Raw genomic sequence first — 20,721 nt, forward strand, 5'->3', positions numbered from 1 at the left:
TAAGGAGAACAGCCACGTGGATACGTTGGCTGTTCTTTTTTTATAACAGGAACAGCATTTGCATTTTTCAGGCGCTGTTTTACATTTTACATTGTATATTTTACATTCCTGATCTAAAGCGTTTTTATGGAAGAGAACCGGTTTGAATTTTCCTATAAAGTTTACCAAAGCATTGACGAACTGCCCGAGGACCAGCGTTTACTGTTGCAGGCTGCCCGGGAGGTGACCGAACAGGCCTATGCGCCCTACAGCAATTTCCAGGTAGGGGCGGTGGCCCGGTTGGCCAATGGCGAAACGGTGCCGGGCAGCAACCAGGAAAACGCCTCGTTCCCTGCCGGCCTCTGTGCCGAACGGGTGTTGCTGGCATCGGTTTCTTCGTTGTTTCCCCGGGTGCCGGTAGAGGCCATGGCCATCAGCTATAAAAGCGAAAACGTCAAAAGCGACCATCCCATTTCACCCTGCGGCATCTGCCGCCAGTCGCTGCAGGAATATGAAACCCGCACCAACCAGCCCGTGCAGCTGATCCTCGGCGGCATGACCGGCCCGGTCTACGTCATCGACAGCGCCAGCAAGCTGCTGCCCTTAGCCTTTACCAGTGAAGAGTTGAGATAAGTGATAGGGGATAAAGGGAATTGGTTCATTGGGAATTAGGGGCCTGGCGGCGGCAACGGTGTGTCTGTACGCTTTGCCTGTTCCGCCTAATTCCCAATGAACCAATGAACCAATGAACCAATTCCCTGTTCCTCAGAACCCTAGTTCCTGTACGCCGCCCAAAAACCGGGCTTCGTGGTCGAGGAGCCATTTTTTGCGGGCCAGGCCGCCGGCATAGCCCACCAGCTTTTGGTTGCTGCCGATAACGCGGTGGCAGGGCACGACGATGGCCAGCCGGTTGCGGCCGTTGGCGGTGCCGACGGCACGGATGGCCTTGGTATTACCGAACTGCCGGGCCAGCTCCAGGTACGACAGGGTGCGGCCATAAGGAATGGCCGTGAGTAAGTTCCAGACCTGTTGCTGGAAGGCGGTGCCTTCCTGGCGGAAGGGAAAATCAAAGGCTTTTCGTTTGCCCGCAAAGTATTCGTCCAGCTGGGTGCGGCATTGGTTCAGCACGCTGCCTGGAGGAACAGGGGCCGCCGCGACCGCTGCGGTTGCTTCCCCATCATCGATAAAGGAAAGGGCGGTAATAAAATCGTCCGTGGCCTCCAGCTGCAGCCAGCCGGCAGGAGAGGCGTAATAAGTATAGGAAAGGTTTTCCCGCATCAGCCGATCTTTAAACCGTTGGAGACTCCCTTTTGCGGTTGCAGCAGCACCACTTCCTTATTCTCGTCGTAAATGCCCAGCACCAGGCACTCGCTGATGAAGGTGGCGATTTGCTTGGGCGGGAAGTTGACTACGGCCACCACCTGCTGTCCCACCAGCTGTTCCGGGGTATAATGGCGGGTGATCTGGGCCGAGGAGCGTTTGATGCCCAGTTCGGCGCCAAAGTCAATGGTGAGCTTATAGGCCGGCTTGCGGGCCTTCGGAAAGGTTTCGGCCCCGGTGATGGTGCCCACCCGGATGTCGATTTTTTCGAAATCGTCCCAGCTGATGGTTCGTTGTTGTTGTTCAGCGGCTTGTTCCATAAATAGTTGTGTTTGTTCAGCGGGGTGAATTTAGGCAAACCCGCAGAAAAAAGCCTGCTCTTTAATCGAGCAGGCCGGCAAGTTTCAGCAGTTCCTGTTTTTTGTAGGGGTTCTTGTCCTTTTCAAAGCAGTTGGACAACTCCTCCAGCAGGTGCTGGATGATGCGTTTGTTGGAGAGCGGCCGGAAGTAGGCCGGCGTGGACGGCACCGAAATACGCTTGAAGTAGCTTTCAATGTCCTTTTGGGTAAACACCTGGCCGCTGGCGGGCTCGATGAAGAAGTCGATCTTGCTGGTATACTCCTTGATATTTTCGGCGCTGTAGCCCGGCTTGAAGTAGGCCAGCACGAATTGCTTGGGGATGCCGATGGCTTTTACGGGGATGTCCAGCAGGTCGCAGATGATCAGGTACAGGATGCCGTTGCCCAGCTGGTTGCCTTTTTTGGATTCCAGCACCTTGGGCAGCAGGAAGTCGTTGATGTTGTTGTAGGAAATTTCGGCCCCTTTCAGCCCGTAATAACCGTAAAGGATGCCGGTGACGATGCGGATCTGCTCCAGCGGCGTCAGGTAATTGTTCAGTTCGAGCCAGATGTTGCGGCGGATCTTTTCCACATCCTGCAGCACCGAGGTGGAGGACAGCTCGGGAAACTGGAACCGGCTGGCCAGCAGGGCGCCGGTCATCAGGTCGAAAGAACCCGACACGTTCCACTGCCGGAACTCTTCGGTCAGGTCGGTATAATGCAACTTGTGTATGAGCAGTTCGATGCGTGTCTGGATCTCCTCATTGGGGGTGTTTTCCCACAAGTGTTCCAGGTTGGGGATAATCGGCTTTCCAAACCCGACGATCCGGTCCGTCACGGCGCCGAAAACTTCTTCATCCGGGTCGTCAATCAGGTGTAAAAGGGCAGATATTTCTCTCGTTTCTTCCATAGTTATTATTTGTCCGGCAAGCAATCGGTAGTTACGGTTTATGGTGAACACAAAGGAAAGAAGGTCTTGTTTTCCAGAACAAATAATATTCCTATTCATCCGGGGGCCTTCAATTTTTCCGTCCGCCATAAACCATAAATCCCGGGCCAGGCACCTTATTCTTTCTTTTTGCGGGCGGGCACTTTTTTGGGCGGGTTCGCTTTGGCATCCTCGATCACCTTTTTCACTTCTTCAATGGTGAGGTCGGCAGCGCGTTCCTGCATCTCCTTGCTGATTTTGTAGTTGCGCAGGCCCTGCTTGATGTAGGGTCCGTAGGGACCTTTCAGCACCTGGATCTTTTCCTTTTCGAACAGCTTGATGGTCCTTTCGTCCTTGGCGGCGCGCTTTTCCACGATCAGCGGCACGATCTCTTCCAGCGACACGCTGTAGGGGTCCATTTCCTTGCCGAGCGAATAGAACTTTTTGTCATGGGCGGCGTAAGGACCGAAGCGGCCGATATTCACCGTCACGTCGGTATCCTCAAAAGTGCCCAGGTTGCGGGGCAGGCGGAACAGTTCCAGGGCCTCGTCCAGCGAGATGGTTTCGATGCTCTGGTTGGTCTTCAGGCGGGCAAAGCGGGGCTTTTCCTCGTCCTCGGTGCGGCCGATCTGCACCATCGGGCCGTAGCGGCCCATGCGGGCAATGACGGGCTTGTCGCTCTGGGGATCGTGTCCCAGCTCACGCTCGCCCTTGACGCGTTCGGCCGTTTCAATGGTTTTTTCCACCTCCTGCTTGAAGGGGTTGTAGAAGGTGTCGATCATTTTATTCCAGCGCAGCTTGCCGCGGGCTACCTCGTCGAAGTTGCCTTCGATCTTGGCGGTAAAGCCGTAGTCCATGATGTCGTCGAAGTGGCGCTTGAGGAAGTCGGTCACCACCAGGCCCAGGTCGGAAGGGAACAGCTTGGCCTTTTCGACGCCCACGTTCTCGGATTCCACCTTTTCCTTCACGTTGTCGTTGTGCAGTGTAAAGACCCGGTAGGGGCGGGGGGTACCTTCCTTGTCGCGTTTGTCCACGTAGCCTCTTTTGAGGATGGTGGAAATGGTGGGGGCGTAGGTGGAGGGGCGGCCGATGCCCAGCTCTTCGAGCTTTTTTACCAGCGAGGCCTCGGTATAGCGGGGCAGGGGGCGGGTGAAGCGTTCGATGGCGACCATTTCCTTCAGGGGCAGCTGCTGGCCTACGGTCAGCGGGGGCAGCATGCCTTCGGGGTGCTCGTCGTCCTTGCGGTCCTCGTCGTCCACGTCCTCGCGGTATACTTTCATGAAGCCGTCGAACTTCAGCACTTCGCCCTGGGCGGTAAGCTCGGCGTTATTGGTGGAAACGGAAATTTTGGCAATGGTGCGTTCCAGTTCGGCATCCGCCATCTGGCAGGCCATGGTGCGCTTCCAGATCAGCTGGTAGAGCGGGCGCCAGTCGGCTTCCGACACGGTAGGCTCGGACATATAGGTGGGGCGGATGGCTTCGTGCGCTTCCTGGGCCGACTCGTTCTTGGTTTTGAACTTCCGCGACTGGTAGTAGCGGCTGCCGTAGGAGCCGGTCACCGTGTTGCGGATGTCGGTCATGGCCGTTTCGCTCAGGTTCACGCTGTCGGTACGCATGTAGGTGATGTGACCGTTTTCGTACAGCTTCTGGGCGATGAGCATGGTGCGGCTGACGCTGTAGCCCAGCTTGCGGCTGGCTTCCTGCTGCAGGGTGGAGGTGGTAAAGGGGGCGGCCGGCGTGCGCTTGGAGGGCTTTACCTGGATGTCCTTTACCTTATAGGAGGCGCCGATGCACTGGTTCAAAAAGGCTTCGGCCGAGTCGGCATCCGGGAACTTGGTGCCTTCGGCCTTGAAGGAAATGCTGCGGTTGGAGGCGTCTTTGGCAGTAAAGGTGGCCTCGGTTTTAAAGCTGCTCTGGGGAACGAAGGCGTTGATCTCCCGTTCGCGTTCGGCTACCAGCCGCACGGCCACGCTCTGCACCCGGCCGGCGCTGAGGTTGTTTTTCATGCTGATCTTGCGCCAGAGCACGGGGCTCAGCTCGAAGCCCACGATGCGGTCGAGCACCCGGCGGGCCTGCTGGGCATTCACCAGGTCCATGTTCACGGTGCGGGGCTTTTCCACGGCACTTTCGATGGCGGGCTTGGTAATTTCATGAAAGACAATGCGTTTGGTGGTGTGGGGGTCGAGGCCGAGCACCTCGCACAGGTGCCAGCTGATGGCTTCCCCTTCGCGGTCCTCATCCGTTGCCAGCCACACTTCGTCGCTTTTCTTGGCCAGTTGTTTGAGTTCTTTAACTACTTTTTCCTTGTCTTCAGGTACTATATAACGGGGCTGGTAATCGTTTTTGATATCGATGCCCATTTCGTCTTTTTCCAGGTCACGGATGTGGCCATAGCAACTTTTTACTTCGAAGTCACTTCCCAGTATCTTTTCAATGGTTTTCGCTTTTGCGGGCGACTCCACTATTAATAAATTCTTGGCCATATGTGCAGTTTACGGGTCAATGAATACTTGCGAAAAGCCTGCAAGTTTAGAGCAAGAATAACAAAATTTATACAAGTTGTCATTTTTAATGCTTTTCAGGGGGTACGACCAGGAAATCCAGGATGGCCTGGCGGGAGTGGCTGTCGTGGTAGATCTGGCTGTGGCCCAGGCCGGAGGTCAGGTGAAAGCGGATGTGGGGATGTTGTTGCCGTATGATCGGCTCCACGTCGGAAAAGGGCGTCTGCCGGTCTTCGCGGTCCTGCAGCCAGAGCACCTCGGCCCGGATCTGCTTGCAGGCGCGGGCCACCGAAAACCAGGAAGCCGGGTGGCGCCCCTCGCGTTCGATGATCCGGTCAAACTCCTGCCGTACCCCGTCGTCGAGGCGCAGCAGGGAAAACAAGTGCTCCACGGCGGTGGTGGTTTCGGTGGCCGGCGCAATGAGCACCGCCCGGTACGAGCGGTCGTGCGGCAGCTCCTCCAGGTAATGGCTCAGGGCCAGCCCGCCGAGCGAATGCGCCACGTAGTTGGTCACCGGCCCGTAGTGTTTATGGATGTAGTGGATAAAATCCTTGTACACCAGCACCGTGATCCGCTTGCCGGTGCTGCGCCCGTGGGCCGGGGCGTCGAACCCCAGCACCTCGAAACCGGCCTTGACCAGGGGGCGCACGTATTGCTCGAAATTGAGGATGCTGGACTGGTAGCCATGCAGGATCAGGACCTTTTTGTCCGAGGGGTGGTTCCAGCGGTAGCCCGTGATCTTCTCGCCGCGGAAGGAAAACTGCAGCTTTTGGGCCTGCCGGAAGCTGTCGGGCAGCTTTTTGCGTACCCGCGACAGGGGCGTGGTAAAGAGCAGGAAAGCCTGCTCCGCTGCTTTTCTTTTGGAGATGGCGGAAAGAAGTTTAAATTTTGTCCGGATGTATTTAAGCGAAAGGTTTTTAACGCGCATAGATAAATAATAGAAATGGAAATCGTAATCATTGGAACGGGCAATGCCGCCGCCGTGCTGGCGCGGAAACTTGCCGCCGCCGGTCACCAGATTGTACAAATATATGGCCGCAATGCACAGGCGGCCTCGGAACTTGCCTACGAGCTGGATACCGAGTCCACCAACTACTGGAGCGTGGTGAACCGCAATGCCGACCTCTATATTCTGGCGGTGTCGGACATCGCCATCGCCGAAATCATGCAGGAGCTGGCGCTGCCCGACAAGACCATCGTGCATACGGCGGCCTCGGTATCGCGGGAGGTGCTGCACGGCGCCCGCCATTACGGCGTTTTTTACCCGCTGCAAAGCTTAAAGAAAAGCCAGGCCTCCCTGCCCGACATACCTATAATAATAGATGCCAGTGATGCCCAGACGCTGCACCAGCTGGAGGTGCTGGCGGCGAGCATTTCTTCAAAAGTGGTGATGGCGGGCGACGAGCAGCGCCTGAAAATCCACCTGGCCGCGGTTTTTTGCAACAACTTCGTGAACCACCTGTACACCCTAACCGAAAGCTTCTGCCGCCGTGAAGGCATCGACTTCCACCTGCTGCTGCCCCTGATAAAGGAAACGGCCCTGCGCCTGGAGGAACTGTCGCCTTCGGAGGCGCAAACGGGACCGGCGGTGCGCGACGACCAGAACACCATAAGCCGCCACCGCGAGCTGCTGGAATCCTATCCCGAGCTGAAGGAGTTTTACGACCTGTTCACCCAAAGCATCGGCGTGCACCGCAAATAATCCCGGCCGTTGAGCTGGTTTAAATACATTTGCGCGGAGACAGTTTACGAGTTTACACGTTTACGCGTTTAACAGTTGGCTGGCGCCGGTTATAAGCATTAACGAATTCCTCATTCCATGAATGTTTTAGAATATTTTAAAGACATCACTACTTTTATTTTTGACCTCGACGGGGTGCTGACCGATGGGACGGTGCTGGTACTCAACGAGGGGCTGCAGGCCCGCACCATGCACGTGAAGGACGGCCTGGCGCTGCAGATGGCCCTGAAGAACGGCTACAACGTGGTGATCGTTTCCGGCGGCTATTCCGAACCGGTGATCGGCCGGCTGCACAAGCTGGGGGTAACGGAGGTTTACCTCGATATCCGTGATAAGGTCCAGTTCGTGAACGATTACCTGGCTTCCCGCCAGCTGGGCTGGCACGAGGTGCTGGTGATGGGCGACGACCTGCCCGACCTGGCCATGCTCCAAAAAGCGGCCGTGGCCTGCTGCCCCGCCGATGCCGTCATCGAGGTGAAGCAGGTGTCGAAATACATTTCGCCGGTCCGCGGTGGCCTGGGATGCGTACGCGATGTGATCGAAAAAGTGCTGAAGCTGAATGACCACTGGAACTTCAGTACCGAGGTGACGGCGCGTTAACGCCCTTTTCAAACTTATTAAAAATTACGAATGAGCCTGATTGCAGCTTTTCTGAGGTTGGTGCGGTGGCCGAATCTGGTTTTTATTGTACTGACCCAGTTCCTGTTTTATTTCTGCGTGTACCTGTCGCTGTACCAGCACCCGCTCTGGTACCAGTTGCTGTGGCTGGTAGGCGCGTCGGTCTGCATTGCGGCCGCAGGCTATATCATCAATGATTATTTCGACCTGAACATCGACCAGATCAACAAGCCGGGCAAGAACGTACTGAATTCCCGCCTCAGCCGCCGCTGGGCGATCGTGTGGCACCTCAGCCTGAGCGTGGCCGGCATCGTGGCTACCGCCGTGGCCGTGTCGCGGGACCGCTGGTACCTGGTGTTGGCCAATATCGCCTGCGTGATGCTGCTGTGGCTGTATTCCACTTCGTTCAAACGCAAGCTGCTGATCGGCAACATCCTCATTTCACTGCTCACCGCCTGGTCGGTGCTGATCCTGTTTTTTGCGCAGGTGCCCCTGGCCGCCGCCTTCAACAACGAAGATCCCCTGTCCGTAAAATTTTTCCGCATCTCGTTCCTCTATGCCGGCTTTGCCTTTTTAATTTCCATCATCCGCGAAGCCATCAAGGACATGGAAGACGTGCAGGGCGACGAGCAGTACGGCTGCACCACCCTGCCCATTTATGTCGGTTTCCGGGCCACCAAGATCTATATCAGCGTTTGGGTGATCGTGCTGGTGGCCGCCCTGGTGATCCTGCAGCTGTACGTGCTGCAGTTTGGCTGGTACCTGGCCGTCGGCTACAGCGTGGTAGCGGTTATCCTTCCGTTGCTCTATTCGCTGTCGCAGCTGTTCAAGGCCCGAACGCCGGAAGATTACGGCCGCCTGAGCGCCCTCACCAAGTGGATCATGCTTGCCGGAATTTTGTCCATGTTATTTTTCCGTCTGTATTTTTGAGCCATGGCAAAATACATCCTGGCATCGCAGTCTCCCAGAAGAAAGCAGTTACTGGAGTGGGCGGAAATCGATTTTGAAGTGGTGGTACAAAATACCGACGAATCCTATCCTGCGGAGCTGACACCCAGGGAAGTGGCCGTGCATATTGCCCGCCAGAAGGCGCTGGCCGTGGCGGACCAATATAAAGACCGCACCATCATTGCCGCCGATACCATCGTGGTGCTGGGCAGCGACATCATCGGCAAACCCCGCAACCGCGAAGACGCCATCGCCATCCTGCTGCGCCTGAGCGGCAACATCCACCAGGTGATTACCGGCGTCACGATCCTGGACGGGGCGGAAATCTCCTTTGCCGATACCACCGAGGTGGAGTTTCACCCCCTGACCCGCCAGCAGATCGAATTTTACGTGGACAAATACCGGCCCTACGACAAGGCCGGCGCCTATGCCATCCAGGAATGGATCGGGGTGGTGGGCATCAAGCGGGTGCACGGCGATTTTTACAACGTCATGGGCCTGCCCGTGAGCCGGGTGGTGCAGGCGCTGGCGGGCAGGGAGGAATCGGGAATTAGTTAATTGGGTATTGGGTGGGGGAGATGCGGGTTGCGGAAAATACGGGTAAAATATTGTAATTATACCTTATAGGTTCTTTCGTTCTTTTTTGTAGTTTAAAGGCAAATTGTTTTTCCGATGACCGAAAAACTTTTGCACTACCTGTGGCAGTTCCAGTACTTCAACCGTTCGCAACTGCTGACAGCCGGGGGCGAACCCCTCCAGGTCATTTCCACGGGCCGGCCCAATGCCCACCAGGGCCCCGATTTCACCGACGCTAAAATCAAGATCGGCGATACGCTGTTTGCCGGTTCGGTGGAGCTGCACTACAAAGCTTCGGAATGGAAAAAGCACGGCCACGAAACCGATCCCAATTACCGCAACGTGGTGCTGCACGTGGTGTTCGAAAACGACGAAGCCCTCCACAACAACATTCCCGTGCTGGAGCTGCACCCGCATATCCCCAAGCTGATGCTGGAGCGGTACGAGGGACTGATGCATTCCACTGCCTTTATCGCCTGTGCTTCCAGCACCGCCTCGGTGCGCGACCTTGTGTGGGTGGCCTGGAAGGAACGGCTGCTGGCCGAGCGGCTCACCCGGAAGTCCGATACCATCCTGGAGCGGCTGGAGCAAAGCCGGGGGCACTGGGAGGAAACCTTCTGGTGGCTGCTGGCCCGCAATTTTGGTTACCGGGTCAATGCCGATGCGTTCGAGGCCGTGGCCCGCAGCCTGCCGGTGACCCTGCTGGCCCGGCACAAAAGCTCCATTCACCAGCTGGAGGCACTGCTGCTGGGGCAGGCCGGTTTGCTGGAGCGGGAAGGGGAGGACCCCTATGTGCAATTACTGCGGCGGGAGTACCGGTTCCTACAGGCGAAGTGTGGGCTGAAACACATCCTGCTGCCCGTTCATTTTCTGCGGATGCGGCCCCCGAATTTTCCTACCGTCCGCCTGGCCCAGCTGGCCATGCTGGTGCACGGCTCGACCCACCTGTTTTCCAAAGTGCTCGAGACCGATAGCCTCAAAGAGGTGCGGCAATGGCTGGACGTTACGGCCAACGACTTCTGGCACTACCACTATACCCTGGGGGAGGCCTCGGGCTTCAGGCCCAAAAAGCTGGGAGCGGCCATGGCCGAAAACATCATCATCAATACGCTGGTGCCGGTGCTGTTTGCCTACGGCCGGTATCATGGCGAGGAAGGATACAAAACGAAAGCGTTGCGGTGGCTGGAGGAAGCGGCGGCGGAGGAAAATGCCATCATCAGCGGTTTCCGGGAACTGCCCGTAGCCAGCCGGTCGGCTTACGACTCGCAGGCGCTGCTGGAGTTGAAAAACGAGTACTGCGACCACAAGCGCTGCCTCGAATGCAGCATCGGGAACAGTTTACTAAAGCAGGAACTGTGATATTTCGGATGTCGGATTTCGGATTTCGGATCCCCTTGAAAGGAATAGGAGTCTTTATTCATTAAAGGGATCCGAAATCCGAAATCCGACATCCGAAATCTTATCAGTAGTTCCAGCTCGTGTTCACTTCAATATCCGGGTGGAGGCTGTAGCGTACCGGGCAGGTATCGGCCGCGTTGCGCAGGATGGTCTTGGTCTTTTCATCCAGGCTTTTCAGTTCTTCGGGAAAATGGAAGGTCAGGTTGATGCCGCTCACCCGGCGGGGATCGGGTTTCATGAGCTTTTCCACTTCCACTTTAATGCCTTTGATGTCCAGGTCCATGGCGCGGGCCTTGATGCCCATGATGGTCAGCGCACAGGTGGCCAGCGAAGTGGCCAGCAGGTCGGTGGGGGAGAACCGCTCGCCCTTGCCGTTATTGTCCACGGGGGCATCGGTTTCCACTTCCGAAGAAGAGCGCAGGTGGGTACAGGTTGTCCGCAAATCGCCTTCATAAACTACAGTCGACGTCATACACTTTTTTGCCTAAATTTACGTTTCAACACTATATTTTACCTACGTGAACAGAATAATCATCCTCTTTAGCCTGGTATTTTTAACAGCATTGGAATCCGTTGCACAGGAAGGACCGAAGAACAACAGCCGCAAAGCCCGCCGCGAGGAAAAGCGCCGCACCGCCATGGCGCAGCTGAAACAGGAAGAAGAAGGGGTGCTGGCCTATTACAAGCAAAACGTTTTCGGCGCCGAGCTCCGCACCAACGGCTTCGGCTTTTTTTATGAGATCGGCCGGATGAAATCGCCCCGTTCCACCGTCCTCTACTCCCTCGAACTCTCGGAAATTTTTCACCCCAAGGAAGAAAAGATCAATACTGACCTGTTCGGCAACTCCTTTAAATACGGAAAGATCAACAACTTTTACCAGGCAAAGCTGGGTTATGGCCGCCAGTACATCCTGGGCCAGAAGGGCAACAAGAACGGCGTGGCCGTGCTGGGCATTTACCAGGGCGGCCTGTCGGCCGGCTTTGAAAAGCCCTACTACCTCGACATCCAGGAGTCCGGCAGCCGCCAGCGCTCCATTAAATACAACGGCAACGAAGATGTGTTCGTCAACGGCCCCAGCGGCGGGGCCATCAACGGCTCCTCCGGTATCGGCAAGGGCTGGAGCGAGGTGAAGGTGCGCCCCGGCGCCTTCGTGAAAGCCGCCCTCCGGTTCGACTTCGGCGCTTTTAACGAATCCATCACCGCCCTGGAGATCGGCATTTCGGCCGATGGCTACGCCAAGGAGATCCAGCAGATGGTGTTTACCAGCCCCACCCGCTTTTTCTACCAGGGGCACATTGCCATTGTATTTGGCAGCCGTAAATAAACTATTTTTGCACTTCCTTTGTTTTCACCGGTTGTAAGCGCGCTTGCCTGCAGGGAGCTTTTTCCTGCTGCAAGGGCGCTTACGGCATGTTCAAGGCAGGGGAGGCCCCCGGCCGCTGCCAGCGGGCCCGTTCAACTCACAACCCAATCAACTATGATGCAAACATCAGCCTGCTCCTCCGGCGCTGCCGCGGCAAATACGTTGGAAAACAAGCCCAAAAAGCCCAACTGGCTCCGGGTAAAGCTGCCGACCGGCGAAAGCTATAAAAATGTGCGCGAACTGGTCTCCACCCACAAGCTGCATACCATCTGCGAAAGCGGCAACTGTCCCAACATGGGCGAATGCTGGGGCGAAGGCACGGCTACCTTCATGATCCTGGGCAATACCTGCACCCGCAGCTGCGGCTTCTGCGCCGTGGCTACCGGCCGTCCCGATCCCGTGGACTACGACGAGCCCCAACGGGTGGCCGAGGCCATCTTCCTGATGAAGGTCAAGCACGCCGTGATCACTTCGGTGGACCGCGACGAGCTGAAGGACGGCGGCTCCACCATCTGGCACAATACCATCAGGGCGGTGAAGACCCTGAACCCCAATACCACGCTGGAAACCCTGATCCCCGACTTCAAGGGCAAGAAGGAAGACATCCAGCGGATCATCGAGGCGGCGCCCGAGGTGGTGTCGCACAACGTGGAAACCGTGGAGCGGCTCACCCGCCAGGTGCGCATCCAGGCCAAGTACTGGCGCAGCATGGACGTCATAAAAACCCTCAAAGAGGGCGGCCGGCGCACCAAGAGCGGCATCATGCTGGGCCTGGGCGAAACAAAGGAGGAAGTGGTGCAGACCCTGCGCGACCTGTACAATGCCGGTTGCGACGTGGTGACCCTGGGCCAGTACCTGCAGCCCACCAAAAGGCACCTGCCGGTGCAGCGCTTTGTGCACCCCGACGAGTTTGCCGAATTCCGCCAGATCGGTTACGACCTCGGCCTCGACTACGTGGAAAGCGGACCGCTGGTGCGTTCCTCCTATCATAGCGAGCGCCACGTGATTGCCGGCCTCGGCCGGAAGCAGTGGGAAAGCGAAAAAGCAGGCCTGCTCCTGCTCTAAATTCGAAGCATCATTATATTATGGAGGGGGCCGCACGGAAGTGCGGCCTTTTTGTTAGGGCAATCGGTCCCAAATGGAGCTTCACCGGGATTTTTGGCCGCTTCACCGGCACATTCCCGGGCAAGGCCTCTAAACAAGTACTTTTAACTTATTTACAACCGGTTCCTATTGAATTTTATTAGGTTCTGCTTTCCGGGTGCCGTAGGGCATTTTTAACTTTCAAGGAGAACAATTGTTTTTTCTTTGTTAAAAAAACAGGATGCGGCAGGACGGTCGGGGCTTGGTAAGAACATACCTTTATGTTCCTGGAAAACAATTTTACCGGAAGGTGAATTGGTAAAACGAAGCTTGATTTAAGACTGCTGTATAACTTACTGAATTTATGCTTGCTATGTATTTGAAACCAAAGTATTCACTGCTTTTACTGCGTATTCCCGTGTCCGGGAATCATTATTCCGCTATCGGGAGTTCCTTTTCCCGATCCTGTATACCAACTCAGAAATTGGATTATAGCCCCTTGTTGCAAGGAAGGGCGAAGTGTGCGCCGGAGGCCTGATATAGGGCATTTTGGTTGTGACATCTGGCAGGAGTATGCCTGTCCTTCTGTTCAATCATAGCGATTCCGACCAGGAAAAGTTAAGTTATCCATGTTATCCACATACCCGACCCATGATTCTGAAAAGGACTTTTTCGGTTTCTTTTAATGCTGATGCCCAAACTTCCAAGCCGGAGGCCGGCTTTGCTACCGCCTGCGCCCCCCTGCCGTGGCCCCTTGCATCCGCAGGAATATCTCCCAAGCACTCAATGCCTTCATCACGATAATTCGCTATTCTTTGACAACAAAAACTCACCAAATCTTTCCTTGTAAAGTATAAATTATGATGTACTACTTACGTAAAATTTTACCTCTAATTTCTCTTACGCTGCTGTTCACCCAATGTACCAAAAAGGAATTTGACAGCTATTATGCCCGGCCTGAATCGCTGGAGCCGCCTATTTATCAGACGCTGGAGAAGAAGGGCAACTTTAAGCATTTCCTTTCCATTATCGACAAATCCGGTTATAAACAAACCCTGAGCACAGCCGGTTACTGGACAATATTCGCGCCAAATGATGACGCCTTTACAAAATTCTTCACGGAGCGGGGGATCACCGGCGTGGATAAGATTGATTCGGCCGCAGCCCGCGCCATGGTGCAGTACATGCTCACCTACAACGCCTTTACCAAGGAGCGCCTCGATGATTTCCAGGCTTCCAGCGGTTGGATGGTTGACCAGGCGTTCCGCCGCCGTACGGCTTATTATACCGGCTTCTACGAAGACACCACCGCCACCGGCGAAAAAGTAAAAGCTATCCAGTCCAACCGCAATGGCAATACGGCTCCTTATGTGAACACGGATAATAACAATAAGTACATTACTTATTTTACCGACGTTTATATGGGCAGCAAGGGACTTGGCGCCGCCGACTATAACTACTTTTATCCGAATTCAAAGTACTCGGGCTTCAACGTAGGAGAGGCGAATGTCGTGAACAAGGACCTCGCCACCGAAAACGGTGTCATTCATGAAATTGACAGGGTGATCACCCCGCTTTCTTCCATCGATGAATATTTGCGCGGTAAGCCGCAATACAGCGAATTTAAAAAGCTGTACGACAAATACATGGTCGGCTTTATTCTGAATGCGGATGCCACCAGCCGCTACCGGCAGCTGACCGGGAAGAATGACCCGGTTTTCGTAAAATCCTATAATAGCCTGCTGCCGTTTTCCCTGAACAACGAAAACTTCGAGAAGCTGATGGACAATGACGGCCAGCAAGGTTGCTGGACACTTTTTGTTCCCACCAACGAAGTGCTGCAGGATTATATCAAGAATACGGTCCTGGAATATTACGGAACCTTTGAGGCCGCCCCTACCTCCATCCTGGTGGACCTGTTGAAGTCACACATGTGGAAGGCGCCCGTTTGGCCAACCAAGTTTGGGACCACCAACAATACCGCAGGTGAGGAAGCCCGCTTTAACTGGCAAACCGATGTGATCGACCGCCAGGTGCTGAGTAACGGTTTCCTGTACGGAACCAATAAAGTGCAGGACGCCAACGTGTTCTCCACGGTTTACTCGCGGGCGTATCTCGATCCGAAGTATTCCATCATGAACCGGTTGCTCGGCTTCGACGGCCTGAACCTCCAGGTTTCCGATCGCAGCCCCGGTGCGCGGTTTACGCTGTTCATGATGCCCGATGCCGTATTGAGAGCAGCCGGCTATGATTTCAACACCAACAGCAATACGTTTACCTTCCCCGGCATCAGTTCCGCCGAAACCGTTCGTCAAAACCTGCTGCGGATCCTGAATACCAGCATCATTCCGGGAGACCTGTCCGACGTGACGAAAACTTCCGGCATTGCACCGGCCAATAATACTGAGTTCATCAAGTGGAACAACGGCCAGATCATTACCGCCGGCACCCTGGACAACAGCCAGGTTGTGCGGGTAGACAGCACCCGGGACACCAAAAACGGGAAAGTATATTACCTCAATGGCCTGCTCACCTTTACCAGCCTCAACATCGGCAAGCACATCCTGAACCTGGGCGATACGGCCAGCGCAACCCTGTCCGATTTCAACTATTTCGCCAAATACCTGGTTCGTTCCGGATCCGGCACCTATAACACGGCTACCAGTGAAATCGTGGGTACGACCGCCGGCACCTCTTATACAGTACTGGTGCCCAGCAATGCAGCGGTGATGCAGGCGGTAAAAGATGGCGTGTTACCGGGCAACACCACCACCGGAGCGCCCAATTTTAACTCGGGCGCATGGACGGCCGACCAGAAAACGCAGGTGACCAACTTTATTCTCTATCATATACTGGCTAAGAAATCCTGGGTACCCGGCGTACAACCGACCAAGGAAAGCAATGAAACCCTGCTCAAAGATGCCGCCGGCGAACCCTACAAAGTTTCGGTGGACAACCAGCAGAACGCCATGACCATCTCCGACAGGAACAGCAAGTCCTCGGCCAATGTGGTGATCGGAAAGAGTAACAACCTTTCCAACAGGACCGTTATTCACCTGATCGATAATTACATCAAGTATTAATTAAAGAATTATACAAACTGCAATATGAAAAAATTGTTTGTGCCTTTCAAAGTTTTGTGCTTTGCACTGCTTATGGGAAATAATGCTGCAAAAGCACAAAGCGCACCGACACAAATTACGGTTCTTGGGCGTGTACTGGACCAGGATAAAAAACCGCTTCATGGCGTAACCGTTGCCGAAGTGGATGCAGACCAAAGAACCGTCCGGGCTGTGAAAACGGATGTGGAAGGGAACTATGCCATCAAAATCCATAGCAAGAGCGATTCGCTGTCCTTTTCTTTCATTGGTAATGAAAGTATGAAGCTGGCCATTGGCGACCGCTCGACGATCAACGTCACCATGAGGTCCACGGCTTCCGGCCTGGGCGAAGTAGTGGTGGTGGCCCAGCGAAGAATGGACAACGGCATGATGTCGATTCGCGAAAATGACATGACCACCTCCGTGGCCAAGATCAATGCCAAGGACCTGGAAGAAATGCAGGCTACCTCCATTGACCAGGCGCTGCAGGGACGCCTGCCGGGCGTGGATATCACCGCCTCTTCGGGCGATCCGGGCGCCGGCATGCAGATCAAGATCCGGGGTACTTCTTCCATCAACTCCTCCACCGATCCGCTGATCGTGGTAGACGGCATGCCCTACGAGACCTCCATCCCCGCCGACTTCAACTTCGGTACCGCCGATGAACTGGGCTATGCATCCCTGTTGAACATTGCGCCCACCGATATCCGCGATATCAGCATCCTGAAGGATGCCGCCGCCACCGCCGTCTGGGGTTCCCGCGCTGCCAACGGGGTAGTGGTGATCAATACCAAACGCGGCGCCATGGGCAAGCCCGTGCTGACCTACACCTTTAAAGGTTCCATCTCCAAGCAGCCCAATGCCATTCCCATGCTGACGGGCGACCAGTATTCCTCGCTGATCCCCGAAGAATACATGAACCGCAACGGTGTACCGCTGAATACACAGTCGATTAAAGAATTCCAGTACGATCCGAACGATCCCAGCTGGTATTACAATTACAGCCAGAATACCGATTGGGTGAAAGCCATTACCCGGGTAGGCAATACACAGGATCATAACATCTCCATGACCGGCGGCGGCGACAAGGCCCGCTACTATGCGTCCCTGGGCTACCTGGGACAAACCGGAACCGTGATCGGTACCGGTCTGAGCCGGATCAGCACGCGGATCAACCTGGATTACAACGTTTCCAGCAGGATCAAGTTCCGCTCCGACCTGTCTTTCTCCCACACGGACAACGACCGGAACTATGCCACCAACCTCCGGGACATCGCCTACAAAAAAATGCCCAACATGAGCGTGTACGAGTATGACGCCCAGGGCAACCCGACACCGAACTTTTACTCGCCTGCCTTTAACGTGCAGGGACAGTTCGGCGCGTTGAACTCCAAGAGTGAAATGTCGGGTACCACCAACCCCGTGGCCATGGCTACCGATGCCCGCTACAAAGTGCTGACGGAGCGCATCACCCCGCACTTCAACCTGCAGTATTCGATCGTGAAAAACGTGCTGCAATCGGTATTCGACGTGCAGTTCGATATCACCAATACCAAGAACAAGTCGTTCCTGCCCCAAACGGCCACCGGCCGTTCCTGGACGGAATCGCTGGTGAACCGCGCCTACGACGGCGACCTGGATGTGTTCAACGTGCAGTCGAAATCCAGCCTGATCTATACGCCCCGGCTGAACAACCCCGATCACGACCTCATGTCGTCCCTGATCTTCTTTACCTACGACAACAAGACCGTGAAGCAGGAAGCCCGTACCTCCAACACCGCTTCCTCCGTGCTCACCGATCCTTCCGATCCTTCGCGTACCTACGGTGTGAGCGACCTGAACATCAGTTCGGGCACCAGCCAGACCCGCAGCATCGGCAGCACCTTCAGCACGCAGTATAAATTCAAGGACCGCTACATCATCAACGTGGGCCTCAGGGGCGACGGCCATTCCCGGTTCGGTCCCAAGTACCGCTATGGGCTGTTCCCCTCCATTTCCACCCGCTACCGCCTGTCGGGCGAACCCTTCATGAAGTCCTACCAGAAGTGGCTGGATGACCTGAGCGTGCGCGGCAGCTATGGTGTCAGCGGCAACGCTCCTCGCAACGATTACTCTTTCTACAATACGTACTCCAACTTCGAATGGGGCTACATGGGCCAGGCCGCGGTTTATCCCTCCAACATGGAGCTGAAGAACCTGCGCTGGGAAACCGTGACCGGAAAGAACCTGGGTGTCAACCTGATCATGTTCAAAAACCGCTTCAACCTCGATGTGGAAGTGTACCAGAACCGGACCAACAACCTGTTCTTCAACGGCCTGCAGATTTCCTCCTTCACCGGCTTCAACAGCGTGGACATGAACGTGGGCAAAATGGATAACCAGGGTTGGGAAGTGGGCCTGAATACCACGCCTTACAAAACCAAGGAGCTGACTATTGACTTTAACTTCAACATCGCCCGGAACACCAACATCATCCGGGAAATCTCTGATTTCTATCCCACGGAAAAGGGCAATATCAACGCCAACGGCCAGTACAAAACCTATATGCAGGTGAACAATCCTTTCGGTTCGTTCTATGGCTTTAAGTACAAAGGCGTGTACAAGGATGCGGAGGCCACCATTGCCAAAGGACCCGACGGCAAGCCCATTATCGGCCCCAACGGCCAGGTGGTGCAGATGCGCTTCAACTACCCCAACGTGGATTATGTGTTCCAGCCGGGTGATGCCATTTACGAAGACGTGAACCACGATGGCAACATCAACTACATGGATGTGGTGTACCTCGGAAACGGCAACCCCAAGTTTACCGGTGGTTTCGGTTCCAGCATCACCTTCAAATCCAACCTGAAGCTGACCGCGTTCTTTAACTACCGCTATAAGTACGACGTGGTGAACTCCACCAGGATGAACACCACCAACATGTATGGCTACGACAACCAAAGCACCGCCGTATTGAGAAGGTGGCGGAAACCCGGCGACGAAACCGATATCCCCCGCGCCCTGTTCCAGTCCGGTTACAACTGGCTGGGTTCCGACCGGTACGTAGAGGATGCTTCCTTCCTGCGCTTCCGCACCATGACGCTCCGTTATACCTTCCCACAGAGCACGGTGAAAAAGCTGAAGATCAAAAACCTGAGCGGCTACGTGACCGTGGAGAACCTGTTTACCTGGACCAACTATACCGGGCAGGATCCGGAAGTAAGCAGCCGCGGCAGCGATCCGTTCCGCGTAGCCACCGACCAGTCGATGACACCGCCTGTGAAAACCATCACCCTGGGCCTGACCGGTTCCTTCTAAAAAAATATCAAGAAAATAAGAAAAGATGCACATGCTGAATAATAGAATTTTCAAGATTTTATGCTTCCTGGTCATTGTCGCTTCGGCGAGCTCCTGTAAAAAGTGGCTCGACCTGCAGCCCGAAAACGGGATCATCCGCCAGAATTTCTGGAAAACAAAGGAACAGGTACATGCGGCCATGATGGGATGCTACGCCTCTTTACTGGGCGGCTCCGACCGGCCCATTCCCGACTACATGTTCCTCTGGGGCGAGTTGCGGGCCGACCTGCTGACGCCGACCACCGCCATTACCAACGAGCAGACCGATATCATGAACGTCAACATCCTGGAGACCAACAGTCTGGTGAACTGGCGAGCCATGTACCGGACCATCAATTTCTGCAATACGGTCATTGACTTTGCTCCCGAGGTGGTGAAAAACGATGCCACCTTTACCCAGGAGTCCCTGAACGCGTACCTGGCCGAGGCAAAAGCCCTCCGGGGATTGCTGTACTTCTACCTGGTCCGCAGCTTCCGCGACGTGCCCCTGGTACTGAAATCCACTTCGAGCGACGACCAGCTGCAGCAAATCGCCAAAAGCACCGGCAAAGAAGTGCTGGACCAGATTGTAAAGGACCTGTCGGAAGCGGAAGGGGCTTTACCCACCACCTACAGCAACGCGACATTTGACAAGGGCCGGTTCACCCGCTACACGGTGAATGCCCTGCAGGCCGATGTGTACCTGTGGATGGAAAAGTACCCCGAGGCCATCGCCGCCTGCGACAAGGTGATCAATTCTTCCCGCTACGGGCTGGTGACCGGAAACACCAACTGGTTCCCAACCGTGTTTGTAAACGGCAATTCCAATGAAGGGATCTTCGAAATCCAGTTCGACCGCCAGAAGTTGAACAACTTTTATACGATGTTCCGTACCCCGACACAGTTCCTGGCTTCCAGCGTGGTAACGGATCCCAACGAGGGCATTTACCGCGTGGACCTGGACGACCTGTCGAAGAAGGATATCCGGGGGGATGGCGCTGCTGCCCGTTTCAGCGACGCATTGATCTGGAAATACATCGGTATCGATGACAATTCGCTCCGGGCGGCTTCGGAATCGTATGCCCACTGGATCGTTTACCGCTATGCCGACATCCTGCTGATGAAGGCCGAAGCCCTGGCCCTGACCGGCAATGGCCAGGGAGCGCTTGACCTGGTGGAGCGGATCCGCCAGCGCGCACAGGCACTGCCGAAATCGGCACGGACCGTGGATCCAACCAATACCGAGGCCGTTTGCGACTATATCCTGGAGGAAAGGGCCCGCGAATTTGCCTACGAGGGCAAAAGATGGTACGACATGCTGCGGCATGCCAAAAGAGACAATTACAAGCGGCTCGATATCCTGCTGGACCTGGTGTCGAAAACCGTAGCCGGCAGCCGGCAACAATCCGCTATTGCCAAGTACCGCGACCCGAACAGCCATTATTTCCCCATCTACCAGTACGAGCTGCAAACCGACAGAAACCTCGTTCAAAATCCTTTTTATAAATAAC

Annotated in this window: 17 protein-coding genes; 11 read left to right on the forward strand and 6 right to left on the reverse strand. The window is 55.2% G+C overall.

Features of this window, described 5'->3' with window-relative positions:
* The first annotated feature begins 126 nt into the window (after window positions 1-126).
* Window positions 127-612, forward strand: coding sequence for a cytidine deaminase (locus tag V9K67_RS11435; protein WP_336722500.1), 486 nt, complete (start codon window positions 127-129; stop codon window positions 610-612).
* A 132-nt stretch (window positions 613-744) separates the two neighbouring features.
* Here V9K67_RS11435 and V9K67_RS11440 read toward each other — a convergent pair whose 3' ends face one another.
* The 5 genes from V9K67_RS11440 to V9K67_RS11460 form a co-directional block, all read right to left on the reverse strand.
* Window positions 745-1,257 carry a methylated-DNA--[protein]-cysteine S-methyltransferase gene (locus V9K67_RS11440; RefSeq protein WP_336722501.1) on the reverse strand — a complete coding sequence of 171 codons (513 nt, stop codon included), beginning with the start codon at window positions 1,255-1,257 and terminating at the stop codon, window positions 745-747.
* Complete coding sequence (locus V9K67_RS11445) at window positions 1,257-1,619, reverse strand: tRNA-binding protein (protein WP_336722503.1); 363 nt, start codon at window positions 1,617-1,619, stop codon at window positions 1,257-1,259. Before V9K67_RS11445 ends, V9K67_RS11440 begins: the two co-directional genes overlap by 1 nt.
* 61 nt (window positions 1,620-1,680) lie before the next feature.
* A complete protein-coding gene (locus tag V9K67_RS11450) occupies window positions 1,681-2,547 on the reverse strand; it encodes a transglutaminase family protein (RefSeq protein WP_336722505.1) in 867 nt (288 codons plus the stop codon).
* A gap of 155 nt (window positions 2,548-2,702) precedes the next feature.
* Window positions 2,703-5,048, reverse strand: coding sequence for a type I DNA topoisomerase (topA, locus tag V9K67_RS11455; RefSeq protein WP_336722508.1), 2,346 nt, complete (start codon window positions 5,046-5,048; stop codon window positions 2,703-2,705).
* An 85-nt stretch (window positions 5,049-5,133) separates the two neighbouring features.
* Entirely contained in the window at window positions 5,134-5,994 is an 861-nt protein-coding gene (locus tag V9K67_RS11460) for an alpha/beta hydrolase (RefSeq protein ID WP_336722510.1), read from the reverse strand.
* A 15-nt stretch (window positions 5,995-6,009) separates the two neighbouring features.
* Between V9K67_RS11460 and V9K67_RS11465 the strand changes: the two genes are divergently transcribed.
* The 5 genes from V9K67_RS11465 (at window position 6,010) to V9K67_RS11485 (ending at window position 10,308) form a co-directional block, all read left to right on the forward strand.
* On the forward strand, window positions 6,010-6,768 hold the full coding sequence (locus tag V9K67_RS11465; RefSeq protein ID WP_336722511.1) for a Rossmann-like and DUF2520 domain-containing protein: 759 nt from the start codon (window positions 6,010-6,012) through the stop codon (window positions 6,766-6,768).
* Between the two features lie 117 nt (window positions 6,769-6,885).
* Window positions 6,886-7,407, forward strand: a complete 522-nt coding sequence (locus tag V9K67_RS11470) for a KdsC family phosphatase (protein ID WP_336722512.1) — start codon at window positions 6,886-6,888, stop codon at window positions 7,405-7,407.
* Window positions 7,408-7,437: 30 nt separating this feature from the next.
* Complete coding sequence (locus V9K67_RS11475) at window positions 7,438-8,355, forward strand: geranylgeranylglycerol-phosphate geranylgeranyltransferase (protein ID WP_336722514.1); 918 nt, start codon at window positions 7,438-7,440, stop codon at window positions 8,353-8,355.
* 3 nt (window positions 8,356-8,358) lie between these two features.
* On the forward strand, window positions 8,359-8,931 hold the full coding sequence (locus V9K67_RS11480) for a Maf family protein (protein ID WP_336722516.1): 573 nt from the start codon (window positions 8,359-8,361) through the stop codon (window positions 8,929-8,931).
* Window positions 8,932-9,045: 114 nt separating this feature from the next.
* Window positions 9,046-10,308 (forward strand): DUF2851 family protein, encoded by a 1,263-nt coding sequence (locus tag V9K67_RS11485; protein WP_336722518.1) that lies wholly within the window; start codon window positions 9,046-9,048, stop codon window positions 10,306-10,308.
* Window positions 10,309-10,411: 103 nt separating this feature from the next.
* Here V9K67_RS11485 and V9K67_RS11490 read toward each other — a convergent pair whose 3' ends face one another.
* A complete protein-coding gene (locus V9K67_RS11490; protein ID WP_336722519.1) occupies window positions 10,412-10,819 on the reverse strand; it encodes an OsmC family protein in 408 nt (135 codons plus the stop codon).
* Between the two features lie 46 nt (window positions 10,820-10,865).
* On the opposite strand from V9K67_RS11490, the gene V9K67_RS11495 reads away from it, so the two are divergent.
* The 5 genes from V9K67_RS11495 (at window position 10,866) to V9K67_RS11515 (ending at window position 20,720) form a co-directional block, all read left to right on the forward strand.
* On the forward strand, window positions 10,866-11,672 hold the full coding sequence (locus V9K67_RS11495) for a hypothetical protein (RefSeq protein ID WP_336722521.1): 807 nt from the start codon (window positions 10,866-10,868) through the stop codon (window positions 11,670-11,672).
* Window positions 11,673-11,825: 153 nt separating this feature from the next.
* On the forward strand, window positions 11,826-12,776 hold the full coding sequence (gene lipA / locus V9K67_RS11500) for a lipoyl synthase (RefSeq protein WP_432205901.1): 951 nt from the start codon (window positions 11,826-11,828) through the stop codon (window positions 12,774-12,776).
* A gap of 878 nt (window positions 12,777-13,654) precedes the next feature.
* Window positions 13,655-15,877, forward strand: a complete 2,223-nt coding sequence (locus tag V9K67_RS11505) for a fasciclin domain-containing protein (protein ID WP_336722523.1) — start codon at window positions 13,655-13,657, stop codon at window positions 15,875-15,877.
* Between the two features lie 72 nt (window positions 15,878-15,949).
* Window positions 15,950-19,192 (forward strand): SusC/RagA family TonB-linked outer membrane protein, encoded by a 3,243-nt coding sequence (locus V9K67_RS11510; protein WP_336722524.1) that lies wholly within the window; start codon window positions 15,950-15,952, stop codon window positions 19,190-19,192.
* Window positions 19,193-19,223: 31 nt separating this feature from the next.
* Window positions 19,224-20,720 (forward strand): RagB/SusD family nutrient uptake outer membrane protein, encoded by a 1,497-nt coding sequence (locus V9K67_RS11515; RefSeq protein WP_336722526.1) that lies wholly within the window; start codon window positions 19,224-19,226, stop codon window positions 20,718-20,720.
* Window position 20,721: the final 1 nt, after the last annotated feature.

It is taken from the genome of Huijunlia imazamoxiresistens, assembly GCF_037132455.1.
GTDB classification, from domain to species: Bacteria; Bacteroidota; Bacteroidia; order Chitinophagales; family Chitinophagaceae; genus Flavisolibacter; species Flavisolibacter imazamoxiresistens.

Excerpts from the sequence above, each read along its gene's own strand:
- V9K67_RS11435 (WP_336722500.1), top strand. The coding sequence starts at position 127 with ATGGAAGAGAACCGGTTTGAATTTTCCTATAAAGTTTACCAAAGCATT.
- V9K67_RS11440 (WP_336722501.1), bottom strand. The coding sequence starts at position 1,257 with ATGCGGGAAAACCTTTCCTATACTTATTACGCCTCTCCTGCCGGCTGG.
- V9K67_RS11445 (WP_336722503.1), bottom strand. The coding sequence starts at position 1,619 with ATGGAACAAGCCGCTGAACAACAACAACGAACCATCAGCTGGGACGAT.
- V9K67_RS11450 (WP_336722505.1), bottom strand. The coding sequence starts at position 2,547 with ATGGAAGAAACGAGAGAAATATCTGCCCTTTTACACCTGATTGACGAC.
- topA (WP_336722508.1), bottom strand. The coding sequence starts at position 5,048 with ATGGCCAAGAATTTATTAATAGTGGAGTCGCCCGCAAAAGCGAAAACC.
- V9K67_RS11460 (WP_336722510.1), bottom strand. The coding sequence starts at position 5,994 with ATGCGCGTTAAAAACCTTTCGCTTAAATACATCCGGACAAAATTTAAA.
- V9K67_RS11465 (WP_336722511.1), top strand. The coding sequence starts at position 6,010 with ATGGAAATCGTAATCATTGGAACGGGCAATGCCGCCGCCGTGCTGGCG.
- V9K67_RS11470 (WP_336722512.1), top strand. The coding sequence starts at position 6,886 with ATGAATGTTTTAGAATATTTTAAAGACATCACTACTTTTATTTTTGAC.
- V9K67_RS11475 (WP_336722514.1), top strand. The coding sequence starts at position 7,438 with ATGAGCCTGATTGCAGCTTTTCTGAGGTTGGTGCGGTGGCCGAATCTG.
- V9K67_RS11480 (WP_336722516.1), top strand. The coding sequence starts at position 8,359 with ATGGCAAAATACATCCTGGCATCGCAGTCTCCCAGAAGAAAGCAGTTA.
- V9K67_RS11485 (WP_336722518.1), top strand. The coding sequence starts at position 9,046 with ATGACCGAAAAACTTTTGCACTACCTGTGGCAGTTCCAGTACTTCAAC.
- V9K67_RS11490 (WP_336722519.1), bottom strand. The coding sequence starts at position 10,819 with ATGACGTCGACTGTAGTTTATGAAGGCGATTTGCGGACAACCTGTACC.
- lipA (WP_432205901.1), top strand. The coding sequence starts at position 11,826 with ATGATGCAAACATCAGCCTGCTCCTCCGGCGCTGCCGCGGCAAATACG.
- V9K67_RS11505 (WP_336722523.1), top strand. The coding sequence starts at position 13,655 with ATGATGTACTACTTACGTAAAATTTTACCTCTAATTTCTCTTACGCTG.
- V9K67_RS11510 (WP_336722524.1), top strand. The coding sequence starts at position 15,950 with ATGGGAAATAATGCTGCAAAAGCACAAAGCGCACCGACACAAATTACG.
- V9K67_RS11515 (WP_336722526.1), top strand. The coding sequence starts at position 19,224 with ATGCTGAATAATAGAATTTTCAAGATTTTATGCTTCCTGGTCATTGTC.